This is a genomic window from Actinoplanes siamensis (assembly GCF_016862395.1).
GTDB classification, from domain to species: domain Bacteria; phylum Actinomycetota; class Actinomycetes; order Mycobacteriales; family Micromonosporaceae; genus Actinoplanes; species Actinoplanes siamensis.
On record NZ_BOMW01000020.1, the window covers coordinates 1 to 12913 of the forward strand.

General features: G+C 73.0%; 8 protein-coding genes. 1 reads left to right on the forward strand and 7 read right to left on the reverse strand.

Annotation, left to right across the window (positions count from 1 at the left end):
* The 5 genes from Asi03nite_RS10405 to Asi03nite_RS10425 all read right to left on the reverse strand — a co-directional run.
* The coding region (locus tag Asi03nite_RS10405) for a beta-ketoacyl synthase N-terminal-like domain-containing protein (protein WP_444978641.1) at positions 1 to 742 on the reverse strand (742 nt) is incomplete at its 3' end.
* 47 nt (positions 743 to 789) lie between these two features.
* The gene (locus Asi03nite_RS10410) at positions 790 to 3828 is read right to left on the reverse strand and encodes a type I polyketide synthase (protein ID WP_203678457.1); all 3039 of its coding nucleotides are present in this window, start codon (positions 3826 to 3828) and stop codon (positions 790 to 792) included.
* Positions 3829 to 3878: 50 nt separating this feature from the next.
* Positions 3879 to 4616 carry a thioesterase II family protein gene (locus Asi03nite_RS10415; protein WP_203678459.1) on the reverse strand — a complete coding sequence of 246 codons (738 nt, stop codon included), beginning with the start codon at positions 4614 to 4616 and terminating at the stop codon, positions 3879 to 3881.
* The gene (locus Asi03nite_RS10420) at positions 4613 to 5863 is read right to left on the reverse strand and encodes a cytochrome P450 (RefSeq protein ID WP_203678461.1); all 1251 of its coding nucleotides are present in this window, start codon (positions 5861 to 5863) and stop codon (positions 4613 to 4615) included. The genes Asi03nite_RS10415 and Asi03nite_RS10420 overlap by 4 nt, the downstream gene beginning before the upstream one ends.
* The gene (locus Asi03nite_RS10425; RefSeq protein ID WP_203678463.1) at positions 5860 to 6159 is read right to left on the reverse strand and encodes an acyl carrier protein; all 300 of its coding nucleotides are present in this window, start codon (positions 6157 to 6159) and stop codon (positions 5860 to 5862) included. Before Asi03nite_RS10425 ends, Asi03nite_RS10420 begins: the two co-directional genes overlap by 4 nt.
* Before the next feature lie 374 nt (positions 6160 to 6533).
* Here Asi03nite_RS10425 and Asi03nite_RS10430 point away from each other — a divergent pair, with 374 nt between their 5' ends.
* Positions 6534 to 8051, forward strand: a complete 1518-nt coding sequence (locus Asi03nite_RS10430) for an FAD-dependent monooxygenase (protein ID WP_203678464.1) — start codon at positions 6534 to 6536, stop codon at positions 8049 to 8051.
* A 96-nt stretch (positions 8052 to 8147) separates the two neighbouring features.
* Here the strand turns inward: Asi03nite_RS10430 and Asi03nite_RS10435 are convergent, their stop codons facing one another.
* Complete coding sequence (locus tag Asi03nite_RS10435; protein ID WP_203678465.1) at positions 8148 to 8879, reverse strand: thioesterase II family protein; 732 nt, start codon at positions 8877 to 8879, stop codon at positions 8148 to 8150.
* Between the two features lie 133 nt (positions 8880 to 9012).
* On the reverse strand, positions 9013 to 12912 hold the full coding sequence (locus tag Asi03nite_RS10440; protein WP_203678466.1) for a non-ribosomal peptide synthetase: 3900 nt from the start codon (positions 12910 to 12912) through the stop codon (positions 9013 to 9015).
* Between the last annotated feature and the right edge of the window lies 1 nt (position 12913).

Below are 12913 nucleotides of genomic sequence, written 5' to 3' on the forward strand. Positions count from 1 at the left end.
GGCCGAGTTCGACGAGCACTCCCGGCGTGGGCATCGTGGACACGCCACCGGCCAGCGCGAGCGTGCACTCGCCGGAGCGCAGGGAACGCACTGCCTGGTGGATGGCGGTGAGCGACGACGAGCAGGCCGTGTCGGTCGACACCGCCGGGCCCTCCAGCCCCAGCACGTACGACACCCGGCCCGAGGCCACGCTGGGGTAGGTCCCGGTGAGCGCGTACCCCTCCACCTCGGCGGCCTCGCCGCTGCCCATCCGGGGGCCGTAGTCGACGCCGTAGAGCCCGGTGAAGACCCCGGTTCGGGTGCCGCGCAGCGTGGCCGGGTCGATGCCGGCCCGCTCCAGCGCCTCCCAGGTGGTCTCCAGCATCAGCCGCTGCTGCGGGTCCATCGCCCGGGCCTCGCGGGGGCTGATGCCGAAGAACGACGCGTCGAACTCCGCGAGGTCGTCGAGGAAACCGCCGGCCTGCGGGTACGTGGTGCCGGCCGCGCCGGGATCCGGGTGCGTCAGCACGCTCAGGTCCCACCCGCGGTCCCGCGGGAGGGCGCTCATCGCGTCCACCTCGCCGGACACCAGCTCCCATAGCTCTTCGGGGGAGCCGACGCCGCCGGGGAAGCGACACCCCATGCCCACCACCGCGATCGGTTCGCGAGCGGACTCCTCCAACTGACGGACCCGGTCGCGCAGCCCCTGCGCGTCGGTCACGGCACGTCGCAAGTAGGAACGGAGCTTGTCGAGATCCTCCACCAGGCCTCCCAGGCAGGTACGGACAACGGTCGGATGTGGCCCAGCGGCTACAGGTATCCGCGGTCGATCAGGGCGTACAGCTCGTCGTCGGCGCGTTCGTCGGCACCCGGCTGCTCGGCCGGCACGTCCGGGCGCGCCGGTTCGACGAGGGAGAAGACGTGGCGCGCGAGCGCCTCCGGAGTGGGATAGGTGAACGCGACGGTGGCGGACAGCCGCACGCCGGCCGCCGCGGCGAGCCGGTTGCGCAGCCCGACCGCCAACGATGAGTCGAAGCCCAGGTCCTTGAATTTCTGGGCGGCCCGCGCCACGAGGTCGTTCGCGGTCAGCCCCGGGCCCTTCGCGCTCAGCGTCGCGGCCGCTTCGGCGCACACCAGGGCGAGGACGGCCGGCTCGGTGTCCAGGACCGGGCCGGGGCCCGCCGCGGGGGTGGTCTCCTCGGCGGCGCTCAGCCAGTAGCGCTGCCGCTGGAAGGGGTAGGTCGGCAGGGTGATCCGGCGGGCCGGGACGCCACCCAGCGTCGCGTCCCAGTCGACCGGCACCCCGCGCACGTGCAGCTCGGCCAGTGCGGCGAGCACCTTGCCCAGGCCGCCGTCCTCGCGGTCGAGCGTGCTCACCACCACCGGCGAGACGGCCAGCGCGTCGGCGGTCTCGGCCATCGCCACCTGCAGCACCGGCCGGGGGCTGACCTCGACGAAGACACTGCCGGACACCCCCATCAGCTGCTCGGTGACCGCACCGAAGCGCACGGTGGAGCGCAGGTTCGCGTACCAGTGGTCGGGGTTCAGCCCGCGGGTGTCGAACAGCGCGCCGGTGACCGTGGAGTAGAGCTTGACCGCCGACTCCTGCGAGGTGACGCCCGCGATGTCCGCGAGCAGCCCGTCGCGCAGCGGTTCGAGGTAGTGCGAGTGCCCCGGCACGTCGACCTTGACCCGGCGCACCCGCACGCCCTCGCCGGCGGCCAGCTCGGCGAACTCCTCCAGCGCCGCCAGCTCCCCGGAGATCACCACGGACGCCGGGCCGTTCTGCGCGGCGACCGACAGCCGCCCGGACCACGGCGCCAGCCGCTCGCGCACCCAGTCCAGGGGCGCGCTCACGGAGCTCATCCCGCCGTCGCCGCCCAGCGCGGCCATCGCCTTGCTGCGCGCCACGACGATCCGCGCCGCGTCGTCGAGCGAGATCGCGCCGGAGACGTACGCCGCGGCGATCTCGCCCTGCGAGTGCCCCACCACGGCGTCGGGCACCACGCCGAGCGAACGCCACAGCCGCGCCAGCGACACCATCATCGCGAACAGCGCCGGCTGCACGACGTCCGACCGCTCCAGCGCCAGCGCCCGCTCCGCCGCGGTCACCACGTCGACCAGCGACCAGTCCAGCAGCGGCCGGAAGGCCCGCGCGCACTCGTCGATCGCGCCGGCGAAGACCTCGGACTCGGCGTACAGCTGCCGGCCCATGCCGAGCCACTGCGACCCCTGGCCGGGGAAGACGAAGACGATCGGGCCCACCGGCGGGCCGGCCACACCGCGCACCGCCCGCGCCGAGCCCGAGCCCGTGGCCACCAGGTCGAGACCGGCCAGCGCCGCCGCGCGGGTGTCGCCGAGCACCACCGCCCGGTGCTCGAACCGGGTGCGCGTCGCGAGCAGCGAGTGGGCCACGTCGGCCACCGGGAGGGACGCGTCGGAGGCCACGAGGTCGCGCAGCCGGGCCGCCTGAGCCTGCAGGGCCGCGGCCGAGCGCGCCGAGAGCACCCACGGCACCACCGCGGCGGTCTCCCGGGCGGCCGGGTGCGCCGGCACGCGGCTGCCGGGGGCCTCGTGCAGGAGCACGTGGGCGTTGGTGCCGCCCATGCCGAACGACGACACGCCGGCCCGTCGCGGCCGGCCGGCCGGTTCGGGCCAGGGCCGGGCGGCGCGCAGCACCTCGAAGTCGTCCGCGAAGCCGGCGACGGCGGTGCTCGGCGACTCGAAGTTCAGGCTCGGCACCAGCCAGGCCCGGTCCAGGCAGAGCGCCGCCTTGACGAAGCCGGCGATCCCCGCGGCCGGCTCCAGGTGCCCCACGTTGGTCTTGACCGAGCCGATGGTCAGGGGACGGCTGCGGCCGGACCGGCGGATCACCTCGCGCAGGCCGGAGATCTCCGCCGGGTCGCCCAGCCGGGTCCCGGTGCCGTGCGCTTCCAGGTAGTCGACGTCGTCGAAGGCGACGCCCGCGCGGTCGAGGGCGGCCAGGGTCGCCGCGGCCTGCCCGGTGGGGCTGGGGTCGGGCATGCGGCTGGTGGCTCCCCCGCTGCTGACCCCCCACCCCCCGACCACCGCGTAGATGTGGTCGCCGTCGGCGACGGCCAGGTCGAGCCGCTTCAGCAGGACGAACGCCCCGCCCTCGCCGCGGACGAAGCCGTTGGCCCGCTCGTCGAAGGTGAAGCAGCGGCCGTCGGGCGACAGCGCGCCCAGGTTCGCCAGGCCGAGTCCGGCCTCCGGGTCGGTGATCAGGTGCACGCCGCCTGCGAGCGCCAGGTCGATGGCCCCGGCCCGGATCCGCTCGCACGCCAGCGCCAGCGACACCAGGGACGAGGACTGGCCGGAGTCGGCGCAGAAGCTCATGCCGCGGACGTCGAACAGGGCGGAGATCCGGTTCGCGATCATCGCACCGTTCGACCCGAGCGCCGCGTAGTGGTCGTCCCGGTCGCTGCCGGACAGCTTGCGCAGCACGTCGTACCCGGAGGGCGCGGTGCTGACCACGACGTCGACCTCCCGGCCCGCCAGCGCGGACGCCGGGACACCGGCGTCCTCGACGGCCTCCCAGGCGAGTTCCAGGGCCAGCCGCTGGGCCGGGTCCATGGCGGCCGCCTCGGCGGCGCCGGCGCCGAAGAACGACGCGTCGAAGCCGTCGATGGCGTTCAGGAACGAGCCCGTCCGCAGGGTCGCGGTGTCCGGGTGGGAGGAGGCCTTCGCGTCGGCCAGCCGGTGCTCCGGGAACTGCCCGACGGTCGACTCGCCGTCGACGAGCAGCCGCCAGAACTCCGGCAGGCTGTCCACGCCGGGAAAGCGGCACGACATCCCGACGACCGCGATGTCTGTGTCTACCTTGGCCATGCGATTTCCTTCCATCCCTTCGGCGTACGGCCTTCTGCACCGCGCCGTGCTCAGCGCCAGCCGCTCAACAGGTGCCGGAGCTCGTCCGGCGCGTCCATGAAGTCGTAGTGGCCGCCGCCGACGACCTGGAAGTCGACCGAGGCGGAGTAGGCGCGCCATCCCGCGAGCTCGTCGAGGCTCACCTCGGGGTCGTCGCGCCAGTGCACGACGACGATGCGGCACGGGATCGTGACCGGCTCGGCCCGCCGGTAGCGCCCGGCGGCGGCGTGGTCGTCGAGCAGCACCGACAGGCCCATCTCGACCATGTCCGGCCGCGGCTCGATCCCCCGGCCGCGCAGGAAGATCTCCAGCTCCCGGCGCAGCTCCGGCTCGCTCATCAGCAGCATCCGGTCCCGCGACGCGTCGTGCGGGGCCGGCTGGCCCGAGACGAACAGGACCTGTGGCGTGGGCAGGCCACGCTCGGCGAGCCGGACCACGGTCTCGAACGCGGTCACCGCGCCGGCGCAGTGCCCGAAGAACGCGTACGGCCGGTCGAGCACCGGCAGCAGCGGGTCGATCAGGCTGTCGGCCAGGTTCTCGTAGGTGCCGAAGTGCGGGTGGGCCAGCCGGTTCTCCCGGCCGGGGAACTGCACCGGGCAGACCTCGACCGCACCGAGCACGGTCGGCCAGGCACTGAACGCCGAGGCGCCGGAGCCGGAGAAGGGGAACCCGAAGAGCCGGGCCGGGTGATCGGCGGACGGTGGCCGGACGAACCACGGCGAGACGGCGGTACGTGTGCCGGCGGTCATGACGTCCGCCGGGTGCGCGCGACGACGGGCAGGTGGGTCATCCCGGCGATGAAGTACGAGCGCAGGTGCTCCGGCTCGCCGGCGAGCTCGACAGCGGAGAAGCGCTGCAGCACCTCCTCGAAGAAGATGCGCAGGGTCATCCGGGCCAGCGGGCCGCCGATGCAGAAGTGCGGGCCGAACCCGAACGCGACGTGACGCTTGGCACCGCCGCGGGTGATGTCGAAGGTGTGCGGGTCGGGGAACTGCAGCTCGTCCCGGTTGGCCGAGCCGATCCACGCGACGACCGCCGCGCGCGCCGGGATCGTGCCTCCGCCGATCTCGGTGTCGCCCACCGCGTACCGCATGAAGTTGCACGCCGCGGACGTCCAGCGCAGCCCCTCCTCGACCAGGTTCGGGATCAGCGCCGGGTCGGCCTGCGCCGCGGCGAACTGCCCGGGCCGCTCGATGAGCGCCTGGATGGTGCCGGAGACCGTGTGCGGGGTGGTCACGTTGGCGCCGAGCAGGATGCTGTAGCCGTCGAGGGCGATCTCCTCGTCGGTCAGCGGGGCATCGCCGGCGCGCAGGGTCATCAGGTGGTCGAGCAGGCTGTCGTCGTCGCCGCCGCTCGCGCGCCGCCGGGTGACCCACTCGTTGACGTAGGTGATCAGCTCGTGGTGCGCGATCGCCAGGGTCGCGGCCTCGCCGCCCTGCTTGAAGTGCGGGTCGGAGGGCGCCGTGACCATCGCGGTCAGCTGCACCAGCTCCTCCCAGTCGCGCTCGGGGATGCCCAGCAGCGGACCGGTGACCATCGCGGGCAGCAGCAGCGCCCGCTCGGCCAGGTCGAAGACCCCGCCGTCGAACGCCGGCTCCAGGAAGCGCACCACCGTGCGGCGGATGCGGTCCTCCCAGGGCGCCACCGCCCGCGCGGTCAGCTTGGCGCCGATGGCCCGGCGGACCTGGGTGTGCCGCGGCGGGTCGGTGGAGGTGAGCAGCTTGCCGGCCGCGGCGTCGTCGGTGCCCAGGTGGGTGGGGACCGTGCCGCGCTCGGAGGTGAACTCGCGGTGGTCGCCGAGCACCCGGCAGACGTCCTCGTAGCGGGTCACCGACCAGAACTCCCGCCCGTCGGGCAGGACCTGGTGGTGCAGGGGCGCCTTGGCCCGCATCACGTCCCAGACGGTGTGCGGGTCGCCGGCGGTGTAGAGGTCCAGGTCGAACAGGTCGACGCTGTCCAGGTCGATGTCCTGGGCGGGACCCGGCGTCAGCCTCACGCCCCGGCCCTCCCCTGCCCGATCAGCTCGGCGACCCGGGCCGGCGTCGACGCCAGGTAGAAGGCCCGCACGGAGAGCCGTACGCCGTAGTCCTCCGCCAGTCGGTCAATGATCTTGATGCCGGCCAGCGAGCTGCCGCCGAGGGCGAAGAAGTCGTCGTCGACCCCGACCTCGCCGCCGTCGAGGTACTCCGCCCAGACAGCGGCGATCTCCTGGGCCGGCGGGGCCGAGGCCGCCGGTCGCTCTGCGATCGCGCCGCCACCATTCTGGTGGGCCGTCCGCGGTGACAATTCCATGCTCGATCTCCCCTTGAATTCGTCGATCGGGGTTGCCTCTACGGGTGTTGTCCGGTCCAGTCCGGGTCACCGCCGGCTCCGTCACCCCATTTCGGAAACAACCGATCCCGGAGAGCCGCCTTGCCCGGCGAGACAATTCCTTGGCGGCCGCATCGAGTGTCCCGCCAATTCACGCCCGTGCACACCGTTCCGACACGTCGAAGCAATCGCGACGGGTGGACCGGCGCCATTCGACGATCGTCCCGCCGGCGGGACAGCACAAGGCGGGCGGCGGCCCGCCGTGCACCGGCCGCGGCGCCGGTTGTCCGGGAATTCGCCGTGCGTGACCGTGACGGTGGTTCGACAACATCGGTCAGCAACGTGGAGGCAACGACGTGGAAAGCAGCGGCGTGGATGCGGATGTGGTGATCGCGGGGGCCGGGCCCACCGGGCTGATGCTCGCCTGCGAACTTCGCCTGGCGGGTGCCGATGTCCTGATCGTCGAGCGGCTCGCCGGGCGGACCGGTGAATCGCGGGCCGGCGGGATGCACTCGCGGACCCTGGAGGTGCTGGATCAGCGTGGCATTCTCGATCGCTTCCTGGCAATCGGGGATGCGCAACCCGTAGGTCACTTCTCCGGCCTTTATCTGGAGTTCGACGAGTCCGAGTCGCGGCACCCCTATCCGCTGATGATTCTGCAGGCCGACATCGAACGGCTGCTCGAGGAATGGGCCGTCGAACTCGGTGTGCGGTTCCAGTGGTCGGCGGAGGTCACCGGCATCGCCCAGGACGATTCCGGAGTGAGCGTCGAGCTGGGCACGGCGCCGGCCGCGACCCGCACGGTGCGCGCCCGTTATCTCGTGGGCTGCGACGGCGGGCGCAGCGCGGTCCGCAAATTGTCGGGCATCGATTTCCCGGGCACCCCGGCGACGATGACCGCGTTGATCGGCGACGTCGAACTCCCGGAGCTGACCGAGGACTACGTCTGGGTGCGGCGCTGTCCCACCGGCGACTGGTCCGCGATCGCCTTCGAACCGGGCTGGTACCGGGTGATCGCCTCCGAGTACGACCGCGTCGCCGGCCGCGACGAGCCGGTGACCTTCGAGCAGCTGCGCGCGTCGCTGATCCGGCTGGCCGGCACCGATTTCGGCATGACCGGTCCGCGGTGGGTCTCGCGGTTCAGCGACGCCGCCCGGCAGGCCGCCCAATACCGGGCGGGCCGGGTGCTGCTGGCCGGCGACGCGGCGCACATCCACTTCCCGGCCGGCGGGCAGGGGCTCAACATGGGCGTGCAGGACGCGGTCAACCTCGGCTGGAAGCTCGCCGCGGTGGTCACCGGCCGGGCGCCGGAGAGCCTGCTGGACACCTACCACAGCGAGCGTCACCCGGTCGGCGAGCAGGTGCTGCACAACACCCGGGCGCAGTCGGCCCTGGCCCGCCCCGGCCCGCACACCGACGCCCTGCGCGACGTCTTCAGCACGCTGATGGAGTCCGACGACGTCAACCGGCGGCTGCGCGGCATGCTCACCGCGCTGACCGTCCGCTACCCGGTCGACGGCGACCACCCGCTGGCCGGGCGCCGTGTCCCGGACGCCGACCTCAAGACGGCCGAGGGCGACACCTGCGTCTACGAGCTGCTGCACGCCGCCCGGCCGGTGCTGGTCACCCTGAACGGCATCACCGAGGTGGCCGCCGCGGCCGACGGCTGGGCCGACCGCGTCGAGCTGGTCGACGCGACCAGCGAGGACGACTACTGGTTCGTCCCGGACCTGGACGAGATCCCCGCCCCGGCCGCGCTGCTGATCCGCCCGGACGGCCACGTCGCCTGGGCCGCGGCCGACGGCGACCCGATCGACCGGCCGGCGCTGCGGGCCGCCCTCACCACGTGGCTCGGCCCGGCGCGGCAGCCCTGAGCGGCACCCGGGTACCCCGCCGCGCCGGCCCCGACGACAGACGGACAGGGTCTCGAGTTTCCTCGAGGCCCTGTCCGTGTGCGTGACGCGCGAGGCTCAGACCGGCACCGCCGGCCCGCGGGCGCAGACCCGCTCGATGACGTCCAGCACCGCACGGCCCTGGTCGACCAGGTACATGTGATCGCCGGGAAACTCCACATAGCTGAATTCGCCGGTGGTCGCCGCCTGCCACTGCTGCGCCTCCGCGGCGGTCACCAGGCCGTCGTCACTGCCGCGCAGCGAGCAGATCGGCACCGAGACCGGCTCGTCGACGCTCGGCACGTAGGCCTCGTGCATCTCGCAGTCGGCCTGCAGCGCGGGCAGGATCAGCTCTCGCATCTCGGGGTGGTCGAGCGCCTCGTGCCGGAAGCCGGCGAACTCCTCGACGCGGGCGAGGAACTCCTCGTCCGGCAGCCCGGCGGCCCGCCTCTCACGTTGCGTCCACGGCCCCGGTGAGCCGCTGACGATCAGCCGCTCCACGACGACGTCCCGCTTGCTCAGCAGGTGCACCAGCTCGTACGCGAGCACGGCGCCCAAGCTGTGCCCGAACAACACGGTCCGCGCGCCGGGGCCGAGATCCGCGGCGACGGCGTCGACCTCGGTACGGGCCGCTTCCACCACGTTGCGGTATGGCGTCTCCAGGAACCGCCGCTCCCGGCCCGGCAGCTCGACCGACGTCACGCGCCATCGGCCGGCGGACAGTTCCCGCCACGGGTGGAAGAACGACGGGCCTGCTCCGGCGAACGGCACGCACAACAGTGTGCTGCCGTCCCGGTTCTCTGCGGACATGCCGGGTGCTGTCACCCCGATCAACCCCAATCATCCATGCGATCGTGTGGCGGGCTGTCCCCGCCACCGCGGTCCGGCCGGCAGGGGTGTCCGGTGGCCCCGGGGAGCCCGCCCCGGGCCACCGGACACCCCCTCAGGCCAGCTTGCCGTTGACAACCTCGAAGAACTCGGTCACGGGTCCGGGCATGTGCATCTCGTGGTGCGTGGCCCGCACCTCGTGCACCTCGAGCGAGCCGCCGACGTACGGGCGCCACAGGTGCGCGTACGAGGTGTCCTCGAGGGCCGCGTGGAAGTAGTGAACGTCGCCGCGGTAGGCCGGCGACTCGAAATCGATCATGAGGGAGGTGTTGTTGGCCATCACCTTCGCCATGGTGTCCAGGAACTCCTGCCGGTTGCCCAGGCGCAGGTACCGGCCGAAGTCGTCCTCGAGCTCGTCGCGGTAGTCCGCCGACTCCTTGCCGGCGTGCACCTCGCGGAATCCGTGACCGCCGGGCTGGGCGTCCAGGACCGCCACGAAGGCGACCTCGTGCCCGCGCCGGTCGAGCGCGTCGGCGACCGCCTGCACGACGGTGCCGCCGTAGGACCAGCCGATCAGGTTGAACGGGCCCTCCGGCTGGATCGCGAGCATCCGGGTGACGTAGTCGTCGATCATCTCCGGCACCGAGCCGGCCAGCGTGTCGGCGCCGTCGGAGCCGCGCGACTGCAGGGCGTAGGCCGCCCGGTCCGGCAGGTGCAGCACGAAGCTGTAGTACGCCCACCCGAGCCCGCCGCCGCCGTGGAAGAACCAGACCGGCGGCTTGCCGGTTCCCGGATCGGTGTTCAGCGGCAGCACGACCGCGAACGAGTCGGCGTCGTCGTCGGGCACCCCACCGGCGAGCATCAGCGCGGCCAGCTCCGCCACCGTGGGGTACTTGATGATCGTCCGGATCGGGATGTCGATGTCGAACCGCTCACGGATGCGGACGCTGAGCCGGGTGGCCAGCAGCGAGTGCCCGCCGAGCGCGAAGAAGCCGTCGTCGACGCCGACCTTCTCCACGGCCAGCAACTCCCCGAAGAGGGCGCACAGCTGCTGTTCGTAGGCGTTGCGCGGCTCGCGGCCGGCGACCACCGCGGTGGGGTCCTCCGCGGGCAGGGCCCGCCGGTCGAGCTTGCCGTTGGAGGTCAGCGGGATCGCGGGCAGGGCGATGATCGCGGACGGCACCATGTAGTCCGGCAGACGCTCGCGCAGGTATTCGGCCAGCGCGGCGAGCCCGACCGCGCTCTCCGCGACGCCGGCCTCGGGCACCGCGTACCCCACGAGGCGCTTGTCCCCGGCGTGCTCGCGCACCAGGACCGCGGCCTCGGCCACGTCCGGGTGCCCGGCCAGCACGTGCTCGATCTCGCCGAGCTCGATCCGGAAGCCGCGGATCTTGACCTGCGAGTCGGCCCGCCCGACGTACTCCAGGTGGCCGTTGCGGTCCCAGCGCACCAGGTCGCCCGAGCGGTACATCCGCTCGCCCGGCGCGCCGAACGGGCAGGCGACGAACCGGCCCGCGCTCAGGCCCGGCCGGCCGTGGTAGCCGCGGGCCAGGCCGTAGCCCGCGACGTACAGCTCGCCGGTCACGCCGACGGGCACCGGCTTGAGGTTCGCGTCCAGGACGTAGGTGCGCAGGCCCGGGATCGCCCGGCCGATCACGCTCGCCCGGTAGCGCACGGCGCTGTGCTCGTCCAGGTCGATGCGCGTGACGTGCACGGTGGTCTCGGTGATGCCGTACATGTTGACCAGCACCGGCGCGTCGGAGGCGTGCCGCTGGTACCAGTCGGTGAGGCGGTTCAGGTCGAGGGCCTCGCCGCCGAACACCACGTAGCGCAGCGCCAGGTCCTGGCCGGGGGCCTGGGCGTCGGCCTGGATGAGCTGGTAGAAGGCGGACGGCGTCTGGTTGAGCACGGTGACCCGCTCGCGTACGAGCAGCCGCAGGAAGTCATCCGGGGACCGCGAGACGTCGTACGGGACCACGACCAGGCGCCCGCCGTGCAGCAGCGGCCCCCACAGCTCCCAGACCGAGAAGTCGAAGGCGTAGGAGTGGAACAGGGTCCACACGTCCTGCTCGCCGAAGGCGAAGCCGTCCCGGGTGCCGCTGAAGAGGCCCACCACGCTGCGGTGCGGGATGAGCACCCCCTTGGGGCGGCCGGTCGAACCGGAGGTGTAGATCACGTACGCCGGGTGCTCGGGGCGCAGGGTGGCGCGGCGCTCGGCGGCGGTGAGGTCGCTGGCGTCGCCCTGGCCGAGCCCCTGCGTCCGGTCGAGGTGCACGACGGTGAGGTCCGGGGCCAGGTCCCGCGCGGCACCGGTGGTGCTGGTGGTGACCATGACGACCGGCTGGGCGTCGCGGATCATGTACTCGATCCGGTCGGCCGGCGAGTCCGGGTCGATCGGCAGGTAGGCGCCGCCCGCCTTGAGCACCGCGAGCAGCGCGACGACCAGCTCGGCCGAGCGCTCCAGGCAGACGCCGACCAGCGACTCCGGTCCGACGCCGCGGGCGACGAGGTGCCGTGCGAGGCGGTTGGCCCGGGCGTTCAACTCGGCGTAGGTCAGCCCGGCCCCGTCGTGCACCAGTGCGACCCGGTCCGGCCCCCGCGCGGCCTGCCGTTCGAAGAGCTCCACCAGGGTCGCCGCGGGGATGTCGTTGTCGGCGTCGTTGACCTCCCGGAGCAGGCGGTGGCGCTCCGCCCCGCTGAGCACGTCGATGTCCCCGATGTGCTGGCCGGGGTCGGCCGCGAGTTGCTCCAGCACCCGCACCAGCCGCTGGGCGATCACCTCGGCCGACTCGCGGTCGAACAGCTGGGTCGCGTACTGCAGGTCGCCGCGCAGGGCCCCCGTCTCGTCCCCGGTCAGGCTGAAGAACAGGTCGACCATGGCGGTCGACGGGATGGCCTGCTCGAACCGCACCTCGAGGCCGGGGATGCCGAGGTCCGGCTTCTGGTAGCTCTGCCAGGCGAACATCACCTGGAACAGCGGCTGGTAGGACGCCGACCGTTCCGGGTTGATCGCCTCGACCAGCAGGTCGAAGGGCAGGTCCTGATACTCGTACGCGGTCAGCGCCTTGTCGCGTACCTGCGCGAGCAGCTCGGTGAAGGTGGGGTTGCCGGCGAGGTCGGCCCGCAGCACCTGGGTGTTGACGAAGAACCCGATCAGGTCGGCCAGGGCCTCGTCGGTGCGCCCGGCGATCGGGCTGCCGATCGTCACGTCGTCGCCGGCGCCGAGCTGGCGCAGCAGCACCGCCAGCGCGGCCTGCAGGACCATCGACATGGACGCCCCGCGGTCCTCGGCCAGCTTCTGCAGCCCGGCCGCCACCGCGGGTGGCACCACCAGGCCGACGGTGTCGCCGCGCGAGTCCACTTCGGCGGGACGCGGGCGGTCCAGCGGCAGGTTCAACGGCTGCGGCACCCCGGCCAGCTGCTCGCGCCAGTACTCGACCTGCACCGCGGCGGGGCTTTCCGGGTCGGCAGGGTCGCCGAGCACCTCGCGCTGCCACTGCGCGTACTCCTTGTACTGCACCGGCAGCGGTTCCCACTGCGCGGCCCGGCCGTCTCGGCGTGCCGTGTAGGCGGTGATCAGGTCGCGCATCATCGGCGCGCTGGAGCTGCCGTCGGAGGCGATGTGGTGCACGACCATCACCAGCACGTGTACCTGCGGGGAGCAGCGCAGCAGCGACGCCCGCAGCGGGAGCTCGGCCGCCAGGTCGAAGCGGTGCGCGACGGCCTGCTCGATCGCGCCGGGCAGGTCCTCGGGCGCTACGTCGACGACCCGCACCGGCGGCGCGGCCCCGACGGCCGGCAGGATGCGCGAGTACGGCTCGCCGGCCTCGTCGGTCGCGTACAGGGTGCGCAGGATCTCGTGCCGCTCGACCACGTCCTGGATCGCCGCGACCAGGGCGGCCTCGTCCAGGGAGCCGGTCAGCCGGAACGCGGCCGAGATGTTGTAGGTCGCCGCGCCGCCTTCCAGCTGATGCAGCAGCCACATCCGGCGTTGGGCAAAGGACAGCGGAATCATC

What these genes read in the sequence shown, in the direction of transcription:
- Asi03nite_RS10415 (WP_203678459.1), bottom strand. Translation starts at nt 4,616, where the DNA reads ATGACCGCCGGCACACGTACCGCCGTCTCGCCGTGGTTCGTCCGGCCA.
- Asi03nite_RS10410 (WP_203678457.1), bottom strand. Translation starts at nt 3,828, where the DNA reads ATGGCCAAGGTAGACACAGACATCGCGGTCGTCGGGATGTCGTGCCGC.
- Asi03nite_RS10425 (WP_203678463.1), bottom strand. Translation starts at nt 6,159, where the DNA reads ATGGAATTGTCACCGCGGACGGCCCACCAGAATGGTGGCGGCGCGATC.
- Asi03nite_RS10440 (WP_203678466.1), bottom strand. Translation starts at nt 12,912, where the DNA reads ATGATTCCGCTGTCCTTTGCCCAACGCCGGATGTGGCTGCTGCATCAG.
- Asi03nite_RS10435 (WP_203678465.1), bottom strand. Translation starts at nt 8,879, where the DNA reads ATGTCCGCAGAGAACCGGGACGGCAGCACACTGTTGTGCGTGCCGTTC.